Origin of the sequence: Sinomonas sp. P10A9 (assembly GCF_041022165.1) — a bacterium.
Taxonomy (GTDB): Bacteria; Actinomycetota; Actinomycetes; order Actinomycetales; family Micrococcaceae; genus Sinomonas; species Sinomonas puerhi.
The window spans coordinates 3788970-3814437 of the sequence record NZ_CP163302.1; the positions used below are offsets into that span (position 1 = coordinate 3788970).

The 25468-nt window shown below is 70.2% G+C and carries 23 protein-coding genes; 15 read left to right on the top strand and 8 right to left on the bottom strand.

Features of this window, described 5'->3' with window-relative positions; genetic code table 11:
* Positions 1-54: 54 nt before the first annotated feature.
* From AB5L97_RS17360 to AB5L97_RS17375, 4 genes are all read left to right on the top strand, one after another.
* Positions 55-660, top strand: coding sequence for a TerD family protein (locus AB5L97_RS17360; RefSeq protein ID WP_369045609.1), 606 nt, complete (start codon positions 55-57; stop codon positions 658-660).
* A 42-nt stretch (positions 661-702) separates the two neighbouring features.
* Complete coding sequence (locus AB5L97_RS17365) at positions 703-1284, top strand: TerD family protein (RefSeq protein WP_307956057.1); 582 nt, start codon at positions 703-705, stop codon at positions 1282-1284.
* A 49-nt stretch (positions 1285-1333) separates the two neighbouring features.
* Positions 1334-1915 carry a TerD family protein gene (locus tag AB5L97_RS17370; RefSeq protein ID WP_307956058.1) on the top strand — a complete coding sequence of 194 codons (582 nt, stop codon included), beginning with the start codon at positions 1334-1336 and terminating at the stop codon, positions 1913-1915.
* A 64-nt stretch (positions 1916-1979) separates the two neighbouring features.
* On the top strand, positions 1980-3179 hold the full coding sequence (locus tag AB5L97_RS17375; RefSeq protein WP_307956059.1) for a toxic anion resistance protein: 1200 nt from the start codon (positions 1980-1982) through the stop codon (positions 3177-3179).
* 1 nt (position 3180) lies between these two features.
* Here the strand turns inward: AB5L97_RS17375 and AB5L97_RS17380 are convergent, their stop codons facing one another.
* Positions 3181-4470, bottom strand: coding sequence for a hypothetical protein (locus AB5L97_RS17380; RefSeq protein WP_369045610.1), 1290 nt, complete (start codon positions 4468-4470; stop codon positions 3181-3183).
* Positions 4471-4644: 174 nt separating this feature from the next.
* Between AB5L97_RS17380 and AB5L97_RS17385 the strand changes: the two genes are divergently transcribed.
* Positions 4645-5649 (top strand): DUF6454 family protein, encoded by a 1005-nt coding sequence (locus AB5L97_RS17385; protein WP_369045611.1) that lies wholly within the window; start codon positions 4645-4647, stop codon positions 5647-5649.
* 103 nt (positions 5650-5752) lie between these two features.
* Here AB5L97_RS17385 and AB5L97_RS17390 read toward each other — a convergent pair whose 3' ends face one another.
* Together AB5L97_RS17390 and AB5L97_RS17395 are read right to left on the bottom strand one after the other, a co-directional pair.
* Positions 5753-7666: a vWA domain-containing protein gene (locus tag AB5L97_RS17390; protein ID WP_369045612.1), complete on the bottom strand. Its 1914-nt coding sequence runs from the start codon at positions 7664-7666 to the stop codon at positions 5753-5755.
* 246 nt (positions 7667-7912) lie between these two features.
* Positions 7913-9349 carry a DHA2 family efflux MFS transporter permease subunit gene (locus AB5L97_RS17395; RefSeq protein WP_369045613.1) on the bottom strand — a complete coding sequence of 479 codons (1437 nt, stop codon included), beginning with the start codon at positions 9347-9349 and terminating at the stop codon, positions 7913-7915.
* Positions 9350-9426: 77 nt separating this feature from the next.
* Here AB5L97_RS17395 and AB5L97_RS17400 point away from each other — a divergent pair, with 77 nt between their 5' ends.
* The 7 genes from AB5L97_RS17400 to AB5L97_RS17430 all read left to right on the top strand — a co-directional run bounded on the left by AB5L97_RS17400 (position 9427) and on the right by AB5L97_RS17430 (position 17260).
* Positions 9427-10101 carry a TetR/AcrR family transcriptional regulator gene (locus AB5L97_RS17400; protein ID WP_369045614.1) on the top strand — a complete coding sequence of 225 codons (675 nt, stop codon included), beginning with the start codon at positions 9427-9429 and terminating at the stop codon, positions 10099-10101.
* A 39-nt stretch (positions 10102-10140) separates the two neighbouring features.
* Entirely contained in the window at positions 10141-10677 is a 537-nt protein-coding gene (locus tag AB5L97_RS17405) for a hypothetical protein (RefSeq protein WP_307956065.1), read from the top strand.
* Positions 10677-11243, top strand: a complete 567-nt coding sequence (locus AB5L97_RS17410) for a TerD family protein (RefSeq protein ID WP_307956066.1) — start codon at positions 10677-10679, stop codon at positions 11241-11243. The genes AB5L97_RS17405 and AB5L97_RS17410 overlap by 1 nt, the downstream gene beginning before the upstream one ends.
* Positions 11244-11275: 32 nt before the next feature.
* Positions 11276-12019 (top strand): hypothetical protein, encoded by a 744-nt coding sequence (locus AB5L97_RS17415; protein ID WP_369045615.1) that lies wholly within the window; start codon positions 11276-11278, stop codon positions 12017-12019.
* Positions 12020-12124: 105 nt separating this feature from the next.
* Positions 12125-13318, top strand: coding sequence for an HpcH/HpaI aldolase/citrate lyase family protein (locus AB5L97_RS17420; protein WP_369045616.1), 1194 nt, complete (start codon positions 12125-12127; stop codon positions 13316-13318).
* A complete protein-coding gene (locus tag AB5L97_RS17425; protein WP_369045617.1) occupies positions 13315-16335 on the top strand; it encodes a phosphoribosyltransferase domain-containing protein in 3021 nt (1006 codons plus the stop codon). Before AB5L97_RS17420 ends, AB5L97_RS17425 begins: the two co-directional genes overlap by 4 nt.
* Positions 16328-17260 (top strand): HAD family hydrolase, encoded by a 933-nt coding sequence (locus AB5L97_RS17430; protein WP_369045618.1) that lies wholly within the window; start codon positions 16328-16330, stop codon positions 17258-17260. Before AB5L97_RS17425 ends, AB5L97_RS17430 begins: the two co-directional genes overlap by 8 nt.
* 16 nt (positions 17261-17276) lie before the next feature.
* Here AB5L97_RS17430 and AB5L97_RS17435 read toward each other — a convergent pair whose 3' ends face one another.
* On the bottom strand, positions 17277-18311 hold the full coding sequence (locus AB5L97_RS17435; RefSeq protein ID WP_369045619.1) for an LLM class flavin-dependent oxidoreductase: 1035 nt from the start codon (positions 18309-18311) through the stop codon (positions 17277-17279).
* Between the two features lie 207 nt (positions 18312-18518).
* On the opposite strand from AB5L97_RS17435, the gene AB5L97_RS17440 reads away from it, so the two are divergent.
* Both AB5L97_RS17440 and AB5L97_RS17445 read left to right on the top strand, forming a co-directional pair.
* Positions 18519-19046, top strand: a complete 528-nt coding sequence (locus tag AB5L97_RS17440; RefSeq protein WP_369045620.1) for a hypothetical protein — start codon at positions 18519-18521, stop codon at positions 19044-19046.
* 346 nt (positions 19047-19392) lie between these two features.
* Complete coding sequence (locus tag AB5L97_RS17445) at positions 19393-19977, top strand: Lrp/AsnC family transcriptional regulator (RefSeq protein WP_369045621.1); 585 nt, start codon at positions 19393-19395, stop codon at positions 19975-19977.
* On the opposite strand, the gene AB5L97_RS17450 is transcribed toward AB5L97_RS17445, so the two are convergent.
* The 4 genes from AB5L97_RS17450 to ggh all read right to left on the bottom strand — a co-directional run bounded on the left by AB5L97_RS17450 (position 19889) and on the right by ggh (position 24442).
* Positions 19889-20842 (bottom strand): hypothetical protein, encoded by a 954-nt coding sequence (locus AB5L97_RS17450; RefSeq protein ID WP_307956073.1) that lies wholly within the window; start codon positions 20840-20842, stop codon positions 19889-19891. The two genes, AB5L97_RS17445 and AB5L97_RS17450, sit on opposite strands and share 89 nt — an antisense overlap.
* 101 nt (positions 20843-20943) lie before the next feature.
* Entirely contained in the window at positions 20944-21447 is a 504-nt protein-coding gene (locus tag AB5L97_RS17455; RefSeq protein WP_307956074.1) for a DUF456 domain-containing protein, read from the bottom strand.
* A 125-nt stretch (positions 21448-21572) separates the two neighbouring features.
* Positions 21573-22781 carry an NAD(P)-dependent malic enzyme gene (locus AB5L97_RS17460; protein WP_307956388.1) on the bottom strand — a complete coding sequence of 403 codons (1209 nt, stop codon included), beginning with the start codon at positions 22779-22781 and terminating at the stop codon, positions 21573-21575.
* A 281-nt stretch (positions 22782-23062) separates the two neighbouring features.
* Positions 23063-24442, bottom strand: a complete 1380-nt coding sequence (ggh, locus tag AB5L97_RS17465; protein ID WP_369045622.1) for a glucosylglycerate hydrolase — start codon at positions 24440-24442, stop codon at positions 23063-23065.
* 379 nt (positions 24443-24821) lie between these two features.
* Between ggh and AB5L97_RS17470 the strand changes: the two genes are divergently transcribed.
* The gene (locus AB5L97_RS17470) at positions 24822-25370 is read left to right on the top strand and encodes a TetR/AcrR family transcriptional regulator (RefSeq protein ID WP_369045623.1); all 549 of its coding nucleotides are present in this window, start codon (positions 24822-24824) and stop codon (positions 25368-25370) included.
* The last annotated feature ends 98 nt before the right edge of the window (positions 25371-25468 follow it).

The following is a 25468-nucleotide window of genomic DNA, read 5'->3' on the forward strand; positions in this document are numbered from 1 at the left end:
ACCAACCGCACCGTATCAACCGCACCCTGTAGAGACGAACGTAAGGAGCACACTGTGGGACTGAGCTTGCAGAAGGGCCAGGGACTCTCCCTGACCAAGAAGGACGGCTCGAGCATGGCCCAGGTCCGTCTGGGCCTCGGCTGGGACGCCGTCGAGCAGCCCCGCAAGGGCTTCCTAGGGGGCCTCTTCGGCGGCGGCGCCACGGAGATCGACCTGGATGCCTCGGCCATCCTGTACAACGCAGGCGGCCAGGCCCTCGACACCGTGTTCTTCAACCAGCTCACGAGCAAGGACGGGTCGATCCGGCACACCGGGGACAACCTGACCGGCGCGGGGGACGGCGACGACGAGACCATCATGGTCAACCTGCCGAGCGTGAACGGAGCCGTGCAGCACATCGTCTTCGTCATCACGAGCTACTCGCAGCAGACGTTCAACCAGATCAAGAACGCGTTCTGCCGCGTCATCGACGATTCCGCAGGCGGCAGCCCGGAAGTGGCCCGCTACACGCTGACCGACCAGGGCCCGTACACGGCCATGATCATGGCCAAGCTCTCCCGCGAGGGTGCAGGCTGGAAGTTCACAGCCATCGGCCGGCCGGCCAACGGCCGCACGGTCGGCGATCTCGTGGCCCCCGCAACGGCCGTCCTGGCCCAATAGCGACCTGACGTTCGAACAATCTCACCCGCAGCAAGGAGCATCGTGTCAAGCCTCACCCTCAGCAAGGGCAGCAACCTCTCCCTCACCAAGGCGGATCCGGGCCTCACTCGGGCCATGGTCGGCCTCGGCTGGGATCCACGCACGACGGCGGGCGAGATGTTCGATCTCGACGCGAGCGCCCTGCTCGTCTCGGCACGCGGAAGGGTCCGCAGCAACGACGATTTCATCTTCTACAACCAGCTCGAGTCCAAGGACGGCTCGGTAGTCCACCAGGGCGACAACCGCACCGGCGAGGGCGAGGGCGACGACGAGCAGATCCTCATCGATCTCACGAAGATCGCGCCCGAGATCGAGAAGGTCGTGATCGTCGTCTCGATCGACCAGGCCGAGGCGCGCCACCAGAACTTCGGCATGGTCCGCGGGGCGTTCTGCCGCGTGGTGAACGACTCCACCGCGCAGGAGGTCGTGCGCTACGACCTCACCGAGGACGCCGCGAGCGAGACGTGCATGATCTTCGCGGAGATCTACCGCCACGGGAACGAGTGGAAGTTCCGCGCGGTGGGCCAGGGCTACGCGTCCGGCCTCCACGGCGTCGCCACCGACTACGGCATCGTCCTCGACTGACCGCCGCGGCACAGGCAGGACCCAGACCTCAATCCCGAAGGAGCATGACATGGCAGGACTGACCCTTTCCAAGGGCGGCAATCTCTCCCTCACCAAGACCGACCCGGGTCTGGCCAACGCGATCGTGGGCCTCGGATGGGACCCGCGCACGACGACGGGCGACGCCTTCGACCTGGACGCCTCGGCCCTGCTTCTGGGTGCCAACGGCAAGGTCCGCTCCGACGCGGACTTCATCTTCTACAACCAGAAGCAGTCGGCCGACGGCTCGGTGGAGCACATGGGCGACAACCGCACGGGCGAGGGCGAGGGCGACGACGAACAGATCAAGGTCCACCTCGTCAACGTGCCGGCCGATATCGAGCGCATCGTCGTGGTCGTCAGCATCGATCAGGCCGAGGCCCGCCGGCAGAACTTCGGCATGGTCCGCTCCGCCTACTGCCGCATCGTCAACGAGGCCTCGAACGCCGAGGTGGTTCGCTATGACCTCTCGGAGGATGCCGCCGCCGAGACGTGCATGATCTTCGCAGAGCTCTACCGGAACGCGGGCGAGTGGAAGTTCAAGGCAGTCGGCCAGGGCTACGCGAGCGGTCTGGCCGGCGTCGCCACCGACTTCGGCGTGAACCTCGGCTGACGACGTCCCCGCGGCAGTACCCGCCCCATATCCGGCCCACCCTCCACCTGTAGGAGCCTTCGCGATGTCCATCTCCCTGACCCCACCAGACCCCACCGAGTCCCAGGACGCCCTCGTCCTCCAGGCACCCGACTCCGCGCCCGTGGTGAAGGAGGAGGAAGCCGCAGGGATGGTCCCGGTCGGCAGCGAGCGCCAGTCCGAGATCGCGAGCCAGGCCAAGGCCTTCGTGGCGGAGATCGCGGCGATGGACTCGCGGAGCCCCGATTTCCAGCAGAAGGTCGAGGGCCTCAACCGCTTCGCGGGCAGGGAGATGGTCGCCTCCTCGGACGCCTCCAACCGCATGCTCGACCACTCGAACACGTCGCGCGCGAGCGCGAAGAAGTCGGGCAACAGTGCCCAGATGTACGTCGCCTCGACCCTCGGCGAGCTGCGCACCACCGTCGAGGACCTCACTCCGAACCAGGAGCTGGGCGCGGGCCGGAAGATCCTCGGCTTCGTCCCGGGCGGCAACAAGCTCGCGCGCTACTTCCAGCGCTACGAGTCAGCCCAGACACAGCTGGACAAGATCATCAAGGCCCTCATGTCCGGCCAGGACGCCCTCATGAAGGACAACGCGTCGCTCGCCGAGGAGAAGACGAACCTCTGGGAGGTCATGAAGCAGCTCTCCGAGTACGCCGTCTTCGCCCAGGAACTGGACAAGGCCACGGTCGAGAAGATCGAGGAAGTCCGCCGCAACGGCCAGACCGAGCACGCGCAGCACCTCGAGTCGGATGTCCTGTTCCCCGTGCGCCAGCGCCGTCAGGACATCCTCACGCAGCTGGCCGTGTCAGTGCAGGGCTACCTCGCGATCGACCTGATCCGGAAGAACAACACCGAGCTCATCAAGGGCGTGGACCGCGCCCGCACGACGACGATCAGCGCCCTCCGCACGGCGGTGATCGTCGCGCAGGCGCTCGCCAACCAGAAGCTCGTGCTCGACCAGATCGACGCGATCAACACGACGACGAACAACATGATCCTGCGAACCTCGGAGATGCTGAAGGACCAGACCACGCGCATCCACCAGCAGGCGTCCAGCTCGGGCGTCTCGGTCCAGACGCTTGAGAAGGCCTTCGCGAACATCTACCAGACGATGGACGCGATCGACACGTTCCGTTCCCAGGCTGCCAAGAACATGGAGAGCACGGTCCAGGCGCTCGAGTCGGGGCTCGAGAGGTCGCGCCCGTACATCGAGCGCGTGCGCCGGCAGGAGGGGAACGCCTGAGTCAGGCCTCCGGCTCCCCGGCGTCCTCGGGGTGGTCGGCCAGCTCGAGCGCAGCGTCGTCGGCGGCTTCCCCGCCGTCCTCGTCGAGCACGGCGTAGTCGAGCGGCTGCTCGTCCTCGTCGTCAGCCTCGCCGCCCTCGTAGTCCACGACCGCGTCGTAGACGGCGTCGAGGGCGGCGACTGGGACGCTGACCATGCCGTCAGCGGTGTCGAGCAGTCCCAGGGCCTCGAGCTCCCGGATCTCCGTGAGGAGCCCCTCGGAGAGCCCCTTGAGCTGCTGGGATGCGTCGGGGCCGAGCTCTTCCTCCACGCCCAGGTCATCCCCGTGCTCGTTGAGGCTGCTGGGGTCGGCCCCCAGGGAAACGACGTCGTCGAGGGGGAAGGGCTCCTGGTGGACGGCGGCGGTCAGGATCGTCGTGAGGACCGCGGCGGTCTCGCCCTCGAGCGTGCCGGGCGTCCCGTCGGTGCATGCGGCCACCACGATCTCGGTCCCGAGGAACTGCGCCTCGAGCTGCCCCAGCCCATCGCTGTTCCCCAGATCGGCGGCGCCCTCGCCGGGCCGCGCTGACCCGCCTGTGACGTCCACGAGTTCGGCGTTGACCATGGCTTCCCACAGTCGACGGGCCCGGTCGGGGGAGCCCACGATCTCGGCCGCGGCGGCCAATGAGTCCTCGGACAGCGTGGCGTCCGGCGTCGTCTCGCGTCCGGCGCCGAGCCAGCCGAGGAGCGCGCGGGCGTGCTGCACGAACGGCGCGCTCGCGGCGAACTCGGCGGCCTCCTCCTCGGTCGCCTCAGGAAGACCGTCTCGGGGGCTCGCGTCCACAATCCCGCCGAGCTTCTCCGCCTCGGTGTCGAGGACCTCCGCCACTGCTTCGAGTTCGTCGGCGGTCCCCTCCCACCGGCCGGTCTCCTCGAGGAAGCTGAGCCAGTCAACGAGCGTGCCCACCACGTACCTCTGGTCGTCGACGGCCGCGTCCTCCGGATCCGCGGAGGCCGCCACGTCGTCGAGGAACGGCGGCAGGAAGCCGGCCACCTGATCAGGGTCGAGGCGCAGGGTCGGGGCTCCCTTGCCGAGGCTCGAGACGATCGTGACGAACATCTTCACCACGAGCAGCTGGCCCGTGGCGAAGGCGGAGAGGTCATCCTCGCCCTGGGACGCCCATGCGATGTAGTCGGGGGTAAGCCGGTCCACCATGAGGTCGACACTCCGGCGCCGGCGCTCGTACTCGCCTAGCGGCGTCGCGGTGCGCGGGCGGGTGTTCTTCGGCTTGCGCGTGCGGCTCTTCGGCATGACACGAGCGTACGCTCTCTGACGTATGACGGCGCCGCCTCACCTCCCCCGTGCGTGCTGCGGGCGCGCTGTGCGTTCATAGCACGTTCGTCCAGCGTTCACGCGTGAATGCTAGGACATGCTCATGGACCGGCACTGTCGGCCCCTTGCGAACCCCGTCTACGGAGGCTCCTCATGAGTAGGACACGTCAGCGCAAGATCATCGCGGCCGGAATGGCTGCCTTCATCGCTCTCACGGCAGGGGGCGCCGTTGCCGCACAAGCGGCCGGCCAGCCGTCAGGGAACATCGACCACCACGACGTCACAACGACCCTCGCCACCGACTTCGATGCTGTGAGCCGAAGCACGAGCTGGCAGCTTACCAGCAAGCTGAAGCTGAATTTTCCCACCTACCACACTGAGGGGATCGCCTTCAGCCCGGACCACATCTTCCTCTCGGCCGTCCAGATCCTCGAGCCGACCGTGAAGTACCCGACCCCGCAGAACGGCTACGACCGCACCCCCGGCAAGGGAGTGGGCCACCTCTTCGTCATGGACCGGAATGGCAGCCTCCAGAAGGACATCACCCTCGGGGAGGGCGATATGTACCACCCGGGTGGGATCGACTTCGACGGGACCAACGTGTGGGTTCCTGTGGCCCAGTACCGCCCCAACAGCAGCGCGATCATCTACCGGGTCGACGCTGGAACCCTGGACGTGCAGAAGCAATTCGAGGTCCCCGACCACTTCGGCGGCATCGTCAGGGATCTGCAGACGGGCCACCTTGTGGGCAATACCTGGGGCTCGCGCCGCTTCGCCGAATGGAACCTCCAGGGCAAGCAGTTGGCCACGTGGGACAACCCGAACTTCTTCATCGACTACCAGGACTGCCAGTACGTGCCGAACTCCAAGATGCTGTGCGGGGGCGTGACGAACCTTCCCCAGACCCCGGCCGCTGGGGGAAGCAGCGCAACCTACGAGTTGGGCGGGATGGCGATGATCGACTTGACGTCCCAGAGCGTGATCCGCGAGGTCCCGTTCCAGAAGTGGTCCACTGCCGGCCATGTCGCAACCCGCAATCCCTTCAAGATGACCGCGGACGGCGACCACCTCACGCTCAAGGTCGCGCCTGACAACGGTGACGAGGGCAACGGCACGGAGATCCTCACCTACGAGGCCACCGTCAGCCCAACACGCTAGGCACTGTTGGCCGCACGATGCGGCACCACCCGAGTGGGCTGGTGCGTCCGGAAGACCGGCGCACCAGCCCACTCCTGTCTGATGGTGATGGGCGCACGATGGCTCAGAGGCTGCTGGCGAGGTCCTTGAGGACGTCCTGGATCCGCGTCGGGTCGGTCGCGTCGAAGTATTGACCGCCCGAGGAGGCAGCGATCTTCTGGAGCGCCTCGGTGTCCGCCTGAGCCCCGTAGGCGAGGGTGAAGACCTTGATCTTCTTGCCCGTCGCCGACTGGGCAGACAGCTTGGCGATCGTGTCCTCGAGCGTGCCCGGCCGTGCCGTGTCGTTGGTGCCGTCGCTGAGGAGGATCACGGAGTTGAGCGCGTCCGAGCGGTAGCCCGCGCCCACCGTGTCCACGGCCAGTCCCACGGCCTCATAGAGCGGTGTGTAGGCGATCGGGGACAGCCCGTGCACCTTGGCGGAGATTGACTCCCGCTGCGCCTTGACGCTCGCGAGCTGCTGCACGACGCCGGGCTCGAGCGCGCCGCCGTCCTTGTTGGAGAAGCCCTCGATCCCCACTTGGTCGTCGTACCCGAAGAGGGCCAGAGCGCCGTCGACCGCATTCTTGGCCGCCTGGATCTTCGTGACCCCGGGCTGGATCTCGTCTCGCATCGAACCGGAGACGTCCACGGCAAACAGCACCCGTGCGGGCTTGCGCACCGCGGCGAAGCCCTTCTGCAGTCCGGTGACGAGTTCGGCCGAGGGCGTCTCGAGGATCGTGGACGCGGTCCCGAAGTGACCGGCGTCGGCCACCGCGAGATCCGCCTCGCCGCGGATGTCCCGGAACCCGGAGGCGCGCACCGCGGTCTGGCCCTCTGTGGTCCGCGCGAACCGGACAAAGTCCTCGCCCGCTGCCCGCTGGGCGTCACCGACCCACGTCGCGGAGAGCACGACGGCCGGCGAGTCGGCCGCGAAGACGCCGTCGGACGGGTAGTACGGGGTGAGCTGGACCTTGGGCGGGGCACCATTGGCAAGGGTTGTGCCGTCGGGGCTCGTGATCCCGCGGTTGTACTCCCACACGGACTTCTCGTCGGTGATGACGGCGGAGAGGGTGCCGGATGCCGCCTTGGTGTCCGCCGCGTCACGGATCGAGTTCAGGAAGTGCGCCGGAGTGGTGAGGTAGCTGCTCGTCGCGCTTTCCCCGAGCCGCACCTGGGAGGTCACGAAGCTCGAGGCGAGGTCCGCCGTCGTGAGCATGCCGTTGTGCCCGGCCGCAGCCGAGTAGGCGGTCGCGAGGGCGAAGAGGCCGGAACTTGCCATGGTCGGGTTGGCCTTGGCGATGCGGAAGTAGCCCCATTCGGGCTTGCCAGCACGCTCCCAGCTGCGCGGGTCGGAGGCGACCTTGTAGACGTCCGCCCACGTGGGCGGCTTCGTGTCCCAGCCGAGTGCGGCGGCCATCTCGGGCGGCATCGCGACCGTGACGGCGGTCGAGGCGACGCTCATGCCGGATTCGGGGACGATCGAGGAGCCCTGCCCCTTGGCGGACCGGGCGGTGGCGAGCCAGACCGAGGCATCCGGGATCCACACGGCGGGCTGCTGGTCGGCGGGCGTCGCGGCGAAGCCGCGCGCGGCGTCGTCGGCGGCCAGACCGGACTTGCGGGCCGCAACCTTGACGTCCACGCAACGCCCGCCTGCGTTCCGCTTGGCTCCCTGGTAGGCGTCCGCGACGGCACGGACCATTCCCGCGTTCTCGGGCGAGGCGAGCACGTTGAGCCGGGTGCACGGGGCGGCGCCCGGGGCGCTCGGAAGGGTGTCCCCCACGAGGGCTGCTGCGGGCTGCGTCGGTGTGAGCTTGGCCGTCGTTGCCTTCGGAATGCGGTTGACGGTCAGCGAATTGTAGAGCGAGGGCGCCCACAGGAATCCCGCGAGGACCAGGGCTGCGACCGTGCCCCCGATGATCGTGAGGCGTCCCCAGGGACGGGTTGCGCGGCGTCGACGGGAGGCGCGACGGCTTGAAGGGGAAGTACTTCGTCTGCCCATGGCCCGAGGGACCTTTCGTCAAAGGCGCGCGCCAGCCAGCGCTGGGGGAAAAGCTGGACCCTCGGGACAGTACGGGCGCTACGGAAAGGGAGCATGAACGACGGGTTAACGGCCGGGAAAGCAGCGAGGGCCGGAGATCCCGGCCCTCGCTGCTTGCGAAGCTTCAAGATACAACTGCCTGCCACGCGATGCGACTCGACGCGCCGCCAGACCGCGACCGCCGACCCGCGACCGGCAAGCCGAGGATCACCCCGCGACTGCGACCTCCCGCGGCGCCGGCCGGACCTTGCCCGCCGCGCCCGGCACCGCGACCGCGCCGATGGCGGTCACCGCCAGAATCCCGGCCGCGACGCCGACCACGCTGCGCGCGGCGTCCACGAACCCGGTGGGCGTGAGGTTCCCGCCCCACGAGGTGAAGAGCGTGGTGAAGACGGCGATCCCGAGCGCGACCCCGACTTCCCGGATCGTCGCATTGGCGCCGGACGCCTTCGCGTGGCCGGCCTCAGGCAGGGTCGCGAGGAGTGCCGTGGAGAGCGGGGCGAACACGAGGCCCATCCCTGCGCCCGCGAGGACGAACGGCGGCACGAGCGCCGCATACTCGATGGCCCGGGTCATCTCGAGCGCGATCCACCCGAGACCGATGGCCTGGAGTACAAGGCCGGCAGCGATGAACGGTCTCGCGCCGATCCGAGAGACGAAGAGGCCGGCCACCGGGGCCACGACCATGGGCGCGAGCGTCCACGGCGCAGTCTTCCAGGCCGCCTCGAGCGCGGTGTCCCCCTGGACCAACTGGAGGAACTGGATGAGGAGGAAGATCGCGCCGAACGTTCCGAAGCTCATGCCGAACCCCAGGACATTGGACGCCGTGAAGGGGCGGTTGGCGAACATCCCGAGCGGGAGAAGGGGAGCCGCCGTCGTCCGCTGCCGGAGAAGGAACAGTGCGATCAGGACGGCTGCTGCGACCAGCGAGACGACCGTCTCGGCGGCGCCCCAGCCTACGGCCCCGCCGCGGATGATCCCGTAGACGAGGGCGAAGACTCCCGCGCCGCCCAGGACCGCGCCGAGCACGTCGAGCGGCTCGCTGAGGCCGCGGGACTCCGGGAGGCCAAGCCGTGCGAGCACGACCGCGACCACGCCCACGGGGACATTGATCCAGAAGATGGCCTCCCAGGACCACGATCCGAGCACGAGACCGCCCACGAGCGGGCCGACGGCCACACCGAGGCCCGAGATGCCGCCCCAGATGCCGATGGCGAGCGCTCTCCGTTGCGCTGTGACTGATCCAGTGATGAGCGCGAGCGAGAGGGGCACGACGACGGCGCCTCCGATCCCCTGCACGGCCCGGGCGGCGATGAGCTGGCCCGGATCGGTGCTGAGCGCGGCGAGGGCTGAGGCGACCGTGAAGAGTGCGATCCCGCCAAGGAAGACGGATCGGCGGCCGATCCGGTCCCCGATCCCGGCCGCAAGGAGGATGCCGCTCGCGAAGGCGAGGGTGTAGGCGTTGACGACCCACTGGAGCTCATCGACGCTCGCGCCGAGGGTAGCCCGGATCGTGGGGAGCGCGTTGGTCACCACCAGGTTGTCGAGCGTGGCCATGAACATGGGGAGGGACGCCGCCGCGACGACGGCCCAGACGGGCCGCTGCGCGGCGCGGGTGGAGGAGGAACCTTGATCGAGTGCCACGGAATGCTCCTTGGGCGAGCGAGCTGGAGGATTAGTTATCGATCGATTACTAAGAGGCTAAGTAATCGGCTGATAACATGTCAAGTGTGGAAACCGAGCAGATTCCCCGCACCCGTATGCCGGCCGCAGAGCGGCGCGAGCTCATCCTGAGCGAGGCCACTGCGGTGTTCGCCGCGAACGGCTACGGAGGCACGACGACGGACCTCGTCGCCCAGGCCTCGGGCGTGAGCCAGCCGTACGTCGTGCGGATGTTCGGCACCAAGGAGAAGCTCTTCCTCGAAGTGCTCGCCCGCGCCGAGCGTCTCCTCGCCGAGACATTCCTCGGGGCCATCGAAGAGGCACGCCGCGCCGAAGCCGCCGACACGGTGGCCTCACGCGCGGGCGCCGTCGGCGCGGAGCCGGGCTCCCTCCACGAGCGCCTGGGCATGGCGTACGTGGGCCTCATCGCCGAGCGCGGGCTGCATCAGGTGCTCGCGCAGGCCTTCCTGCTCGGAGGCGATCCCGTGATCGGACCGGAGGCCCGTGCGTGCTTCCTCCGCACCTGGCAGCTCATCCGGGACAAGGCCCGCTTCGACGAGCACGAGACCAAGCAGTTCTTCGCCAACGGCATGCTGATCAACACGCTGGTCGCACTGCGGCTCGCCGGGGGCCATGGAGAGAATCCCGAGGTTGACGCGATGTTCGCCGTCGCCTTCCCCTGCTCCTTCGAGACCTACGCGAGCCATCTGCCCACAGCGGACGAGCCGTACTGACCCGCGTCGCGGCATGGCCCAGAGGCTAGGCTAGCAAGCATGGTCGCCAAGTTCTTCGGCTCGCTGTTCGGAGGTGCCGGGCATGAGCCTGAGCATGCCCTCGACGAGCAGCTCCCGCTCACCCAGGCCCAGGAGCTCGAGGAGACGCGCACGGCCCTGGGCACCCTGCGCAGCGCGATCCGCCGCGCGGGATCGGTCCTGCCGCCCCTCGCGCTCTCGCGGGTCCGCCAGACCGACGACCTCCTCGCGAACCTCATCGACCACATCGCCGAGCATGGCGCCTCGACCGAGCAGCGCGTCCTGCTCAACGCGATCGTGACCGACTACCTGCCCACGTCGCTGCGCGTGTACCGGGCCCTTCCGCCGGAGACGCACACTGACGCGAGCCCCGAATCGGAGAAGCTGCTCGAGCAGCTCGACATCCTCCACTCCACGGCCCTCGATCTCGACCACCAGGTCCGCACCGGCGCCATCGCGGAGCTGAGCGTGCACGGACGGTTCCTGCAGGACAAGTTCGACGTCGGCGGGATCCACCTCACCCCCGATTCCACCCTGCGAGAAGGAGAAACGCACTGATGGCCACGATGGTCGCAGGCAGCAACGCGCCGCTCACCGCGGAGAACCCAGGGCTCACAGGGGTCATGGTGGCCATGGGCTGGCAGCTCGTGCCGAGCAACGGCCCCCAGTCGGAGCTGACCTCCATGGCGATCCTCTGCGGGGACGACGGCCGGGCCATCTCCCCCGAACACCTCGTCTTCTTCAATCAGCTCACGACGGCGGGCGGCGGCGTCCGCTTCGAGGCCGGCTCAGCCGCTGGCCAGCACGACACCGAACAGGTCGACGTCGAGTTCGGACTCATCCCGGCCGAGGTCTCCAAGATCGCGTTCCTCGCCTATGTGGACCCCGAGGTCCGGGGCCCGGGAACGTTCGGCGCCGTGCGCGGCTCGTACATCCGACTCGCCCGCCCCGACGGCTTCGAGCTCCTGCGCTTCGATGTCCCCGCCGTCAACGGCGAGCGCATCAAGGCGATGATGTTCGGCGAGCTGTACCGGCACCGGGACGACTGGAAGTTCCGTGCCCTCGGGCAGGGGTACGAGAACGGACTCGCCGGCGTGGCCCGTGACTTCGGGCTCGACCTCTGATGAAGGGCCTGCGGGGCGCTGACGTTCCCTTCATGACGCGGCGCGTGAAGGAACCGGTGGCTGAGGTCGAGCGCACACGGAACCCCGAATCGGTGGTCGAGCGGAGTCGGAGCCCCCTCGATCTCTCGTCCCCCCAGACTCCGGCTCGGCAGGACTCCGGGCCGCAACGCTCCGGGCCGCAGCCCGTGCTCCGAGACCCGCTCGACCTGTCGCCTCGGCCCGCCCCGGCGCCATCGGCGCCACGGGGCTTGGCCCGGACTGTCGAGTCGCGCCTCTACCCGGCCCCCGCCTTCGGCGGGCTCCACCAGCTCACGGCGAGTCACGCCGTCGTGCGTCTGAACCCGAGGCAGGCGGCAATCGGATCGCTCTTCGTCACGGGGACGCGCGGGACCGCGTGGGAGGGCGAGGACCGCACGACGGGCGCGCAGAGCGTCCACCGCGAGCAGATCGGCACGGCCATTCCGACGCCGGGGAACCGGCCCCTCGTGAGCTTCGTTAATCGTGACGCCGTTGTGGTGCTGCGCCACGTGCGCAGTCTCCGGCGTGCCCTCTTCATCGGGGCCGGCGGCACCATGACGGTCCAGACGTTCGACGGCTCAGCCATCGCAGTCCAGGGTGCTCTCGGCCCGGGGCAGCGGACAGTCCTGACCGCGACCCGGATCGGCGCGCTCCTGGAGCTGCGCGCCGAGTCGGTGCCCGAACAATGGGACGACGGGGAGATCTGGCGCGAGTTCGCGTTCACGATGACCGTGGGGCTGGGAACCCTGCGGCGCTAGACCCGGTGCTCTCAGGCCGACGGCGACGCCGCCGGCCGCGACGCCACACCGACACCGACCGCACCCGTCGGTGGCCGGACCGCACGCACACACTTTGGGGGACACGTGCTGCACTACTCGTTTCTCACTGAGAGCAGCCGGACGCGGCTGTTCCATCGAGCGCCGCAGGAGATCGGGCCAGCCTCGGACCGCGAGACCCTCGCGACCGGACTCGGGGCGACCCTGTACACGCCGGGATCGCGCCCGGAGCTGACCCAGACCATCCTCAAGCGCGCCAGGGCGGGCTGCACGAGCAACGTCCTGTGCCTCGAGGACTCCGTGGCCGACGCGGACGTGGAACGTGCCGAGGCCAGCGTGATCGCGACGCTGATGGAGCTTGAGCAGGCGCGGGCCCTCGCGCAGGCGTCCGGCGCGGTGCCGGACCGGCTGCCTCTGCTGTTCGTGCGGCCGAGGTCCCCGGAGCAGCTGCTCGACGTGGGCCGCAGGCTCGGTCGCGCCGCGGGCCTGTTGACGGGCTTCGTCCTGCCGAAGTTCGAGAACGCGTCGGGGCGGGGCGAGCAGTTCCTGGCCGCACTCGAGCGCCTCAACACCGAACTGGCCCCGCAGACTCCGCTGCTGGCGATGCCCATCATCGAGCACGCCGTGACCACGCACCGCGAGACGCGGGCCGAGGCGCTGCTCGGCGTCCGCGACCTCCTGCGTGCCCACCGGGGGCTCGTGCTCTCGGTCCGGCTCGGCGCGACGGACATCGCCTCGGCCTACGGCCTGCGCCGCTCGCGTGACCTGACCATCTACGACGTCGCCGTCGTGGCGGAGGTGATTGCCGACGTCGTGAGCATTCTGGGCAGGACCGACGAGGGCTGGACCATCTCCGGCACCGTATGGGAGCACTACTCCAACACCGAACGGATCCTGCGCCCGCTCCTGCGCGCCACCCCGTTCGACGAGTCCAACTCGACCGTGCTGCGCGAGCAGCTGCTCGGGGCCAACCTCGACGGGCTCATCCGCGAGATCGAACTGGACCTCGCCAACGGGCTGCTCGGCAAGACCGTGATCCACCCGGCCCACATTCCTGTGGTCCACGCGCTGCACGTTGTGAGCCACGAGGAGTACCACGATGCCCTCGACATCATGGCCTCGGAGGGCGGGGGCGCCACGGCGTCGCGATCCGGGAACCGCATGAACGAGTCCAAGCCGCACCGGGCCTGGGCCCGGCGCACCCTGCGGCGGGCCGACGCCTACGGCGTGGCGCGTCCCGAGGTGACCTTCGTCGACCTGCTGGAAGCGAGCATGAAGTGACAGACACCGCCGAGATCGGGGAGCGTGCGCTCGAGGTCACCCCCCGTGACGCCGAAGTCACCCCCCGTGCGCTCGAGGTCACCCCCCGTGACGCCGAGATCACCCCGCCTGGCGCCGAAGTCACCCCCCGCGGTGCCGAAATCGGGTCCGCAGCAGAGGCGCACGAATGGAGCGGCGCCGTCGTGCGGGACCGGCTCGGGATCCGGCTCACGACGTCGCCCGGCAGCCTTCTGCCCGTCGACGCCCTTGCGGGTCTCGCCGTGCGACGCAATCCGAGGCGCGCGCAGTTGCTCGTCTCGCGTGTGCTCGCGAAGCACGTCCCCACCCCGCCGGGTCTGGCGATCGGCGCGGGCCGGCTCCTGGGCGCGACGGCCGCCCTACACCTGGGTCTGGACGGGACACCGGAGCCTTCGGACCTCGAGGAGGCGGCCCGCGCGATCACCGGCTGGCTCGCGGGCTCAGCTCCGCGCAGGCCCGAGGTGCTCCCGCTCCCCGCATCGCCGCCCGCACGGACTGCTGGGTCCGGCGAGATCGTCACGCTCGGCTACGCGGAGACCGCGACGGGCCTCGGGCACCTCGTCGCGGAATTCCTCGGCTCGTACTACCTCCATTCGACGCGGATCGCGACGCGTGTGCGGCCCTTCGGTGCGTTCGAGGAGGAGCATTCGCATGCGACGAGCCACACCCTGGTGCCGAGTGACCCTGAGCGCCTCGCCCGCGCGGGCACGGTGGTCCTCGTCGACGACGAGCTCAGCACCGGTCAAACCGTTCTGAACACCGTGCGCGAGCTTCATGCTGCATGGCGACCGGGGGCTGGCTCGCCTGGTTCGGGCGGGTCGACGCGGGACGGCATTCCCGCGCACGACGACGCCGCGACCGGCGGCGGCCCGGCCCGCCGCCGGTATGTGGTCGCCTCCCTCCTGGACCTGCGTTCTGGGCAGGACCGGGCGCGCTTCGATGCGCTCGCGGCCGAGCTCGGCTGCGACCTGGGTGTGGTGGCGCTGGGGCAGGGAGCCGTCGAGCTCCCCGACGACGTCCTCGAACGGGCTACGGCATGGCTCGCAGGAAGCGCAGGGCACGACCTCGGTGCCACACGGGATGACCTCGGCACCACGCGGGGTGACCTCGGCACCACGGGGGATGACCTCGGCGCCACACCAGGTGACCTCGGCACCACGGGAGGTGACCTCGGCGGAATGGGCGGGGTGGTGCACGTCGATGTGCAGGCCGAACAGGTCCGCAGCGCCCGGTTCGGCGTCGACACCGCTGGGCCTCACGGGACCCGCCTCGCCGAAACGGCCCTCGCATCGGGCAGCGCAGCGGCAGCGGCCCTCACGCGGGCAGGCGTCCCCCGCCACGCGCGCGTCCTGGTGCTCGGATCCGAGGAGCACCTCGCGCTCCCGCTCGCGATCGCGGACAGGCTGGCGTCCGAGCCCGATGCGGACCACGCCCACGCACCGCGCGTCCTCGTCTCCTCGACGACCCGCTCCCCCGTCCACGCCCACGACGAAGCCGGCTACGCGATCCGTTCGGCCGTCACGTTCGCGTCCCACGACCATGCCGAGGACGGCGCCCCCGGCACGGCCCGGCGCTTCGCCTACAACCTCGCCGGCGCCGGCCCGGACCGGAGCGGCGGACCGTTCGACGCGATCGTCTACGTCCCCGAACCGGGCTCTGCACGCGCGCACCTCACGGCCCCGGGTCTCGCGGGCACGCCTGCCGAGGGCGAGCCGAGCGTGACGGAAGCCCTCGCGCGTGAGGCGGGAACCGTCGTCGTGCTCCACCTCGACGCCGCGCCGCCCTATCAGGAGCCGATGCGCGGACCAGTCTTCGGCTCCTACCCTCCGGACGACGTCGCGTGGCTGCTCAAGGACCTCTCCGGGGCCAAGCTCGAGGCGCCGGCCCACGAGCGGGAGGCGGCGATCCAGTCCGGCCGAGCGAGCTACGCCGAGTCGCTGCCCCAAGAGTACGAGCCGAGCCCCGCGTATCAGGCCCTGTTCCACGAGGCGCTCGCGGAGTCCAAGCACCGCATCGCGCGGGCCGTCGCGGACGTGACCGAGCAGGTCCTCGCGCTGCGGGACCGCGAACCCGTGCTCGTCTCGCTCGCCCGCGCCGGGACGCCGATCGGAGTCCTCATGCGCCGCTGGGCCCGGCACGCTCACGGGCTCGACGTGCCGCACTACACGATGAGCATCGTGCGCGGGCTGGGCATCGACAGGAACGCGCTGCGGTACCTCCTCACCCGGCACCGGCCCGAGCAGATCATGTTCGTGGACGGCTGGACAGGCAAGGGTGCAATCGCGCGCGAGCTCGCCGCCGCCGTCGAGGCCTTCTCAGCCACAGACCCCGGGTCCGGCCGCGCGCGCCTCTCCGCCGAGCTCGCCGTCCTCGCCGACCCGGGGCACTGCGTGCGGGTGTTCGGCACGCGGGACGACTTCCTCATCCCGTCCGCGTGCCTCAACTCGACGGTCTCGGGACTGGTATCCCGCACGGTCTTCAATCAAGCGATCATCGGACCGCATGATCTGCACGGCGCCAAGTTCTATCGAGAGCTCGCCGACCGGGACGTCTCGAACGAGTTCGTCGATGCGGTCGCAGCATGCTTCCCGAACGTCATGGCGGAGCGCACGCGGACTCGAGGGGCAGAAGCGGAGCCGAAGCCGGGCGTCGAACCCACCTGGGCCGGCTGGGCCGCCGTCGAACGCATCGCGGCGGAGCACGGTCTCGGCCCCCTCCACAGCGCCGTCAACCTCGTCAAGCCGGGCGTCGGCGAGACGACCCGCGTGCTCCTGCGCCGCGTCCCATGGAAAGTCTTGGCCCGTCCGGAGCTGCTCGCGACGGACGACGCCGGGCGCCTCCTTCGCGGTGAACTCGCCCATGTGCTCCTGCTCGCCGCGCAACGAGGGGTCCCGGTCGAACCGGTCGCGGACCTGCCCTACAGCTGCGTAGGCCTCATCCATCCGCAGTTCACCCCCGGTGCGACCGGGGCCGATGGGAGGACGGTCCTCGATGTCTGAGACACTGCAGCCGACCACCGGGGAGCCCCCGGCCGCGGGCCCCGGCGCGTCCGCACCCCAGGACCAGCTCCCCGCGCACCTCTCCGGCCTGCCGGTCGTCGCGTGCGACCTCGACCGGACCCTCATCTACTCCGCCAAGGCTCTCTACCTCGACGGGCCGGACCACGCGGCGCCCCGGCTCGTGGTGAGCGAGATGCATGAGGGTCTCCCCCTGAGCTATATGACGCGCGCTGCCGAGGGCCTTCTCCGGGAGCTCCTCGACCACGCGTTCCTCGTGCCCGTCACGACCCGGACACGCGCCCAGTTCCGCCGCGTCCTGCTTCCGCGCACGCGATATGCGATCACGACCAACGGCGGCGTCCTCCTGCACCGCGGTGAGCCCGACGGCGCGTGGGCCTCGCGCGTGCACGACGCCGTGCGGCGCGGGTCGGCACCCCTCGAGGAGGTCGTGGCACGCCTGTCGACCAAGCCGTCGCCCGGGGTCCAGCGGGTCCGCACGGCGGAGGAGCTCTTCGCGTACGCGATCGTCGAGCGGGCCGAGCTGCCCGAAGGCTACGTCGCGGGGCTTACGGCCTGGTGTAGGGAGCGCGGGTGGGTCGTGTCGCTCCAGGGCCGCAAGCTGTACTGCGTCCCGGCGTCAGTGACGAAGGAGGCCGCGGTCGCCGAGGTCATGGAACGCGTCGGGGCCTCGTCCCTCGTCGCCGCCGGGGACTCGCTCCTGGACCAGGGGCTGCTCGAGATGGCCGACGTCGCGCTGCGGCCGTGCCACGGCGAACTCGAGGCCGCAGGCTACACCCGGTCGGGGCTACGGGTCACCGAGACGCCGGGGGTCCGAGCCGGCGAGGAGATCGTCCGCGCGGCCCTCGATGCGGCACGCGCCCACTCCCTCGCGCACCCCGGAAGAGTTGGCCTGAGCAGGGGGTGAGGCGCGGCGGCGCTGCTCAACTCAGCACGTGCGAGGGGCGGGACGCCCACTCCTGAGCCAAGAGGCGGAAGGAACGCTCCCGCAGGGCCGGGTCGTGGGCGTAGCCGGTGAGGATGACCTCGTCAATCCCGTAGGACGAGACGAAGCTGCGGAGGAACTCGGCGCCCTCCGCCGGCGTCCCGACCGCGGAGAACCGCAGCGCCGACGTGGCCATCTGCTCCTCGGCCGGCGACCAGTCCATCTCCTTGACCGGCGGGCGGAGCGGGCCTCGGGTGCCGCGCCGGATGCCGAGGAACATCTGCTGGTGCGTCGTGAAGAGGAATTCGGCCTCCTCGCGGCTGGGCGCGACCATGAGGTTCGCCCCCGCCATGACATATGGCTCAGAAATCTGCGCCGTCGGGGCGGAGGGGTTGAACATCTGCCGATAGGTCCAGATCGCCTCGGAGAGCTGGAACGGGGCGAAGTGGCTTGCGGCAGCGAAGGGGAGGCCGAGCTGGCCCGCGATGGCGGCCCCCGCCGTCGAACTTCCGAGGACCCACAGCGGCACGTTCGTTCCGCGGGCAACGGAGGCGTGGACGCCATGCGAAAGTTCAACAGACTCGGCGTCGTCAACCTGCTCCCCGAAGAACCACGCGAGGAGGCGGATGTTCGAGGCGAAGGCGGCCTCGCCGTCGTCCCGCGCCCCACGGCGTAGCAGGGCCGCGGTGCGCGGGTCGGTGCCGGGTGCTCGGCCCAGACCCAGATCGATGCGGTCGCCGTAGAGGTTCGCGAGGGTGCCGAAGGCCTCCGCAACGGCGAGGGGCGCGTGGTTCGGGAGCATGATCCCCCCCGAGCCGACCCGCAGGGTGGACGTGTTCGCTGCGGCGTTGGCGATGAGCAGTGCCGTGGCGCTCGAGGCCAGGGCGTCGGAGTTGTGGTGCTCGGCGTACCAGAGGCGTCGGTACCCGGCCTCCTCGGCGACGCGCGCGAGACGCGTGGCCGAGGCCAGCGCGTCCACGACTGTTGAGCCCTCCACAATGGGGGCGAGGTCCAGGATCGAGAGAGCAGTCACGTCAGCGGCAACCCGCGGGGCCAGCGAGATGTTCCCGAGACAAGTGTGAGCCGTCTGTCACGTTGGATAACAGGTCCGTTGCTTTTCGGCAACGTCGGCGGTTCTCGCTTGTCCCACAGGGGGGCTTTCTGTGAACAATGGACAGGTCGTGGCTGGAGCCGTTGGGCCCACCGACTTTTGGGGCTGGCCTTCTGGGGAGGAGTTGCTGTGGACGATGCGTTGATGGTGACCAATCTGGTGTACTTCGGAACGCTGATCGTCGGTGGCGCCCTCATCGTGTTCCTCGCAGCCGCCACCGTCATCACGCTGATCATCGCCGGCGCCGGCCAGGGTGTGGCCTCAATCGTCGCGACGATCCTGCGGTTGCTCCGCACCCGCCCCCACGAAGAGCCCGAGATGCTCGCCGAGGCCGCCCGCACCGAGTACACCCGCAAGGCGGTGGTCGCCAAGGCCGATGCCATCCTGGCTGCCCGGCGGGCGGACGCGGCCGCCGCGTCTGCCGCAACCGCCGCCTCGAAGGCCGCCGCCGCATCTCCGTCGCAGGCATCCGGGTCGGAGGACGCCGAACCCGACGACGAGGAGGTAGCGATACCCGCCGCCTTCGCCGCCACGAAGCCTGCGCCCGCACGCGCGATCGCCGTCGTCTCCCCGATGCGCACAGCGCGGCCGGCCCCGGCCCGCTCCGGACCGCACACGGGCACCCAGCCGGCGCTCGTCGTCGGCCGCGCGAGCTGAACCGGCAGCCCGGCACCTCCCCAGCGCACGACCCGGTGGCCCACCACGCGCCCGGCACACCCTGGACGCAACGGGAGGCCCCTCGGCATGTGCCGAGGGGCCTCCCGCGTGCTGGCGCGACGCCAAATAAGCCAGATAACGCCAACCAAACCGTGCGGCCGGGCCGGTGGTGCCCTCCTCAGGTCCCGGGCGGTTGATGTTCCGAACGGGCCGTCGCCACGCCCTCCCGGCCGATGGACCGTTGGGGCTGTCTGCCACTATGAGAGCAAGCCACCAGCACCACTGACAACAGGCTCGGCGTAGAGTGGTCAATCTGATCAACCGTTCACCGAATTCTAGGCGAGGAGTGGTCAAATCGCAGCAGCTTGACCCGACAGACCGACGCATCCTGCTCGCGCTCGACGAGGACCCGCGCGCGCCCATCATGGTGCTCGCGCAGAAGCTGGGCCTCGCGAGGGGCACGGTGCAGTCCCGCGTCGAACGCATGACGGCGAGCGGCGTGTTCCGCGCCAACAGCACCCGAGTCCAGCCCGAGGGCCTTGGCCGGGGCGTCCTCGCGGAGGTCAGCGCTGAGCTCGACCAGAGCCACCTCAACGAGGCCGTCGCCGCCCTCGGCGGCATCCCAGAGGTGCTCGAATGCCTCGCCCCGGCCGGGGACACCGACCTGCTCATCCGCGTGGTCGCGACGAGCCCCGACGACCTCTACCGGGTGTCCGAAGAGATCCGCCTCTGTCCCGGGATCCGCCGGACCTCGACCCGCATGATCCTGCGCACCGTGATCCCCTACCGGACGTCTCCCCTGCTCGCAGAGCCGGAAGGCGGAGGACCGCAGGCACCGCGCGCTACTCCCCCGGCGCCCGGTCGAGCTGTTGGAAGTCCCGGAGCCACAGCTCGCGGGCCTCGGACTCGCGGGCGCGGCGCGCTCGGGTAACGGCGCGGAGCTCGTCGAAGGCGGACGACGGCGCAGACGCACCGCCGCCGTTCCTGCCGCGCCGTCCCACGCCGAGCATGAGCAATGCGCGCTCGGTGGCCGCGGCGTTCTTGACGGCGAAGGCGGTGCGGCGGCGGCGCATGGCCTCGCGGACCGCGGCCTGCGCCTCGGCACGCCGGCCCAGCTCGCGCAGGGCCCTCGCCCGCAGGACGAGCAGTGCCGCGGCGAGGTCGGTCGCGTTGGTCAGGCCCTCGGTCCGCGCTACGATCTCCAGCGGCTGCCCGAGCGCCGCCGCAATGCCGCACGCGGCGAGAGCCGAGGGCACCGAGGGCGGGAGGGGCGCGAGGACGTCGAGTGCCTCATCCGGGCGGCCGATCTCGCGAAGGCTGTGCGCTAGCGCCAGGGCCACGGCCTCCTCGCTGAACAGGACCTCCACATCGACGCCCTCGGATACCTCGATCCAGTGCCGGATGCCGCCCAGATACTGGCTCGCGAACGCGGCCGCTGCGGGCTCGCTCGAGCCCGCGAGCCCCCGGGCGAGGAGCTCGGCGGCCTGGGCGTGGTGGTGCTGACGGTACGCCTGCATGCCGGCCATGACGTAGCAGACCCCGGACCAGCCCGGATGCGCCCGGGCGAGGAGCACGAGCCGCTCGGGCTCACCGTGCACGAACACCGCGCTGTGCACCTGCTTCTCGACCTTGGAGGCGAATGCCCTCAGCCGCGGGGCCCGGACCCTCCCTGCCACCCGCTGCGCGATCCTGCGCCCGGCCCCGCGCACGGGGGCGTAGACCTGCGCGCCACGGAACGGCGTGAGGTCCCGGGTGTCGTGGAACGAGGGCCTGCGGCCCAGCTCGCCGGAAGACATGCCCACCATGCTAGCGACCCCCGCACCCTCCCGTTTCGGGTACGGATCTCCGGCGGGTTTCGCGGGCTTCGCGGGTTTCGCCGCCTCGCGTGGGGGGCGGGTCAGCGCGTCGCGAAGTGGACCCACAGTCCGATGACCCACACGCTCGCGGCCGCGCACGCGAAGCCGAACTCGACGAGGATGCCGAGGCCCGTCGCCTTGAGCGCGGCCCATGACGACGACGCCGCGCCCCTGAGGTGCCCCGCCCGCTGCCACTCGCTCAGGAACAGCCCGAGGGCGAACCCCAGCACGAGCCCCACGACGGGAACGATGAACATCCCGATGATCGCGAGCACTGCACCGATCACCACCGAGCGGCCGGGGATGGAGCGTTGCCTGAGCCGCCGGCCCGTCAGGAACGCCGAGGACCCCATGCCGCACGCGAACAGCGCCCCGCCGAGCGCGAAGACAAGCCATCCGCCCCACCCCGCGCCGCCGAACAGCGCCCACTCGAGGAGGGCGAGGAGGCCGAGGATGCTCCCGGGCAGCACCGGGATGATGATGCCGGCCAGGGAGACGGCAAGGGCGGCACCGCACAGGAGGGCGGCAAGGACGCTGGTATCCACCCGGCCCATCCTGCCCCATGCGAAGGCTGCGTCAGGACATGCCGCAAGGCAGCAATGCTGCAAAGGCCGCAACTGCGCACTCTAGCGGCATGTCCCGACGCGGCGTTGGGAACCGGCCGGTGTGGCTACTCCCCCGGCACGACGGCGGCCGCGACTGCGGCGGTCACCGCGGGCCCGACGCGGGGGTCGAGGGGGCTCGGGACGATGTAGTCCGCCGAGAGCTTGTCCTCTGCGAGTCCAGCGATCGCCCGGGCCGCGGCGAGCTTCATCGCGGGCGTGATGCGGCGGGCCCCTGCGTCGAGCGCGCCGCGGAAGATGCCCGGGAACGCGAGCACGTTGTTGATCTGGTTCGGGAAGTCGCTGCGCCCCGTGGCGACGACGGCGGCATGGCGGCGCGCGACGTCCGGCGCCACCTCCGGATCCGGGTTGGACAGCGCGAAGACGATCGCGCCCTCGGCCATGCGCGCGATGTCCTCCTCAGGGACCTTCGACGACGAGACGCCGATGAACACGTCCGCGCCCTCGAGCGCCTGGGCGATGCCTCCGGCCACCCCACGCGGGTTCGTGCGCTCGGCGAACTCCCTCTTCATGGAGTTGGTGCCCTTGGCGAGGTCCTCGCGGCCGGTGTGGAGGGTGCCCTTGGAATCGATGAGCACCACGTCGTCGACGCCGGAGGCGAGGAGGATCTCGGCGATCGCGATGCCCGCGGCTCCGGCGCCGGCGATCACGGCCTTGAGCCCGGCGAGGTCCTTGCCGACCACCCGAACCGCGTTCGTGAGCGCTGCCAGGACCACCACGGCGGTGCCGTGCTGGTCGTCGTGCATGACGGGCATGTCGAGGGCCTCGATGAGGCGCCGCTCCACCTCGAAGCAGCGCGGCGCGGAAATGTCCTCGAGGTTCACGGCTCCGAAGCTCGGGGCGATCCGCACCACCGTCTCGACGATCTCGTCCACGTTCTTGGTGTTGAGCACGATCGGGATCGAGTCGAGCCCGCCGAACGTCTTGAACAGCGCGCTCTTGCCCTCCATCACCGGCAAGGAAGCGCTCGGGCCGATGTCGCCCAGGCCGAGCACTGCCGTGCCGTCCGAGACGACGGCCACGAGGCGGGACGCCCACGTGTGGGTCTGGGCGAGCGCGGGATCCGCGGCGATCGCGCGGCTCACCTCGGCCACCCCGGGCGTGTAGGCGATCGAGAGGTCCCGCTTCGTGGCCAGCGGACGGTCGACGCCGATCGAGAGCTTCCCGCCCTCATGCGCGGCGAAGATCTCCTCGGTGGTGATTGGCAGGGAAGTCGAACCGGTAGTCGAACCGCTTGAGGTGGAGTGGGCAGGGATGGTGGGAGTGGACACGGCGTTGTCTCCTGGGTCGTTGTCGTCGCGGCGTCAGGCGCACGACGGCGTGGTGGGCCTCGCGCTGGACAGGGCACCGACCGCTTCGTCGGGCACAGGACAGTCCAGGGCGCGGGCCTTGAGGGGGATCCGGGGTCATTGCCGGGTTCGGCACTTCCGGGGGCCAGCAGATGCGCGGGGATGTCCGTCGAGCGCCGGCCTCGGAGAAAGAGGTAAGGCCATCATACCGGGGGCTTCGTCCGTTTTCCCAAGGCGGAAACGTCAGCTCAGGAGCCGTCGAGCCATTCAAGTGCCACGGCCGCCGTCCAGGACTGGTGGTAGCTGCCGAGCGGCTCGCCCGTGAAGGGCTCGTAGTACTCCCCGAAGTGCCCCTCCATGAGCTGGGCGATCGATGCCTCGCGCCAGCGCGCGTACCGCCCGCCGTCGCCATGGCGGCGCATGGCCTCGGCGATATACCAGGTCATGACGGGCCACACAGGGCCCCGCCAGTATTCGCGAGGCCGCAGGAGCGGCGATGTCGTCGACGTCGAAGGCGGGAGGGGAAACGCGAGGCGTGGGTCGCCCGCCCACTCCGGGCCCTCGATGAGCACCAGCTGCGCGGCGCGCAGTGCGGGATCGGCGGTGGAGAGGAGCGGGGCGAACCCGGCAATCGTCGGGAGGGAGATCCACTCTCCCGTGAGCAGGTCACGGTCTCGCGCGAGCCCCGTTGCCGGGTCCACCGCGGCGTCGACGCCCTCGCGGAACTCGGCAGACCACTCCCGCAGCCGGGTCACTTCGTCACTGTGCCCGAATCTCTCCGCGAGCACCGCAAGGTCCTCGTTCGCGGCGGCGAATGCGGCGGACATGAAGACGTCCTTGACCTGGAAGTCCACCGCCCCGGGGAGGCGGGCATCGTCGAAGCGCACGTCCGCCATCTGCTGGACGAGCCAGAGGTAGCGCGCGTACTCCTCGTCGCTGGGCCGCTGGCTCGCGTCCTCGACGATTCTCGTGTCCGTGCGCACAAAGGGCTCGAGGTCGCCGGGGTGCACGCGAGAGTAGGGGCCGTCGAAGCGGGGCGAGTTGTCCATGCCGGATTCCCAGCCGTGGTAGATGGTCACGAGGCCGGACCGGTCGGACGCGCGGGCACGCCGCATCCACTCGTGCCACCGAATCCACTGGGGCAGCGTGCGCCGCGCGAAGTCCTCGGCGAGGCGGCCATCCTCGCCGCCGCGCGACGTCGCCCGCTCCACGATCCGGCGGACGAGCGTCGCGTGGACGGGTGGCTGGCAGATGCCGCTTGACTTCACCCCGGCAGGCGAGGCCCGCTCGGTCCGCCAGCGGTCCACGCCCGGGAAGTAGCCTGCACCACGGAGGCCAGCACCGCGGAGCTGCACCTCGTCGGCGAAGACGATGTGCGGGATCATGCCACTGTCCCACTGGGCGGCGAGGAGATGGTCGAGTTCCGCGAGCGCGCGGGGCACGCCCACGGTCGAGAGGCCCGTCGCGACGAAGGCCGCATCCCAGCTCCACTGGTGCGGGTAGAGGTTGGGGGCTGCGGTGACCATAGTGCCCTTGTCATTCTGGGCGAGGACGGCGCGCGCCCGGGTCCGCAGCTCATCGAGGTCTGCGATCGGTCGGTCGGGATTGGTCCAGAGGGTCCGGCTCATGCCGTGAGGCCTGACTGTGTGGCAGGCCCGGGGAGGCGGCTCGGGGACAGTACGGGGCTCGCGGACAGTACGGGCGGGATCAGTGCGGGCGGGATCAGTGCGGGCGGGATCAGTACAGGAGGCGGAGACAGCGTGGACATGGTCGGCGATCGTAAGTACGCGGCCCGGACCATGTCAACGGTTGGATCGGCTGGCGGCCCGGGCCCGCGCGCTCCTCGGCCCCCGTACAGGGCTCTGGCGTATAGTTGGATAGTCCCCCAGCGCACCCCCCATCTGTGCACGCCGGAGGTGCCGAAGCGTCCCGAAAAGAGGTTGCTGCGCGGTGCTCGAACTGCCCCAGGATCTGGTGACCCCTGCGCCTCCACCGGCCACGCCCAGAATGGCTGCCCGGTACGACCAGATCCTCGACGCGGCACCCAAGTTCTCCACCCGTGAGTACCCGAACGTCGACGTCAACGAAGTCGCCCTCGAGGCTGGCGTCGCCACGAGCACGGCCCACCGCTACTTCCCCTCTTCCGCGCATCTCCTGCTCGCCCTCTACCGGCGCCAGCTGCTCGAGCTCCGCGCCCGCGTGGACGACCGGGCGGCCACGGCCCGCACGGACCAGCAGCGCGCCCGGAACCTTGCCGGGGCAGCCGTGGAAATGTTCGCGATGCGCCTGGCCCAGCCGGCCGTGAACTCCTGCCTCTCCGAGCTCGTGGTGCCGGTCGAGCACGAGCTCACCGCCTTGGTCGGTGAGGTCGACGAGCTCTCGTGGTCCATCCTGGGCCGGCTCGCCGGTGACAACGAGCGCGGACGCAGCATCGTGCACATCATCGCGGGGCTCGTGGGCGCTGTGCGCACCGGTCGGCTCATGCCCTTCGAGGCGGAGCGGCAGCTCAAGACCGCCTGCGAGATCGTGGCCAGCCGCCGCGCCATGCGCGGCTGAAGCGATCCCTCTGACGGTCACCTGCCGAGAGTCACACTTCCTGGCGTAGCGCACGACGGCGACCGCTCGCCGTCGTGCGCTACGCCGCCCCGCCTAGG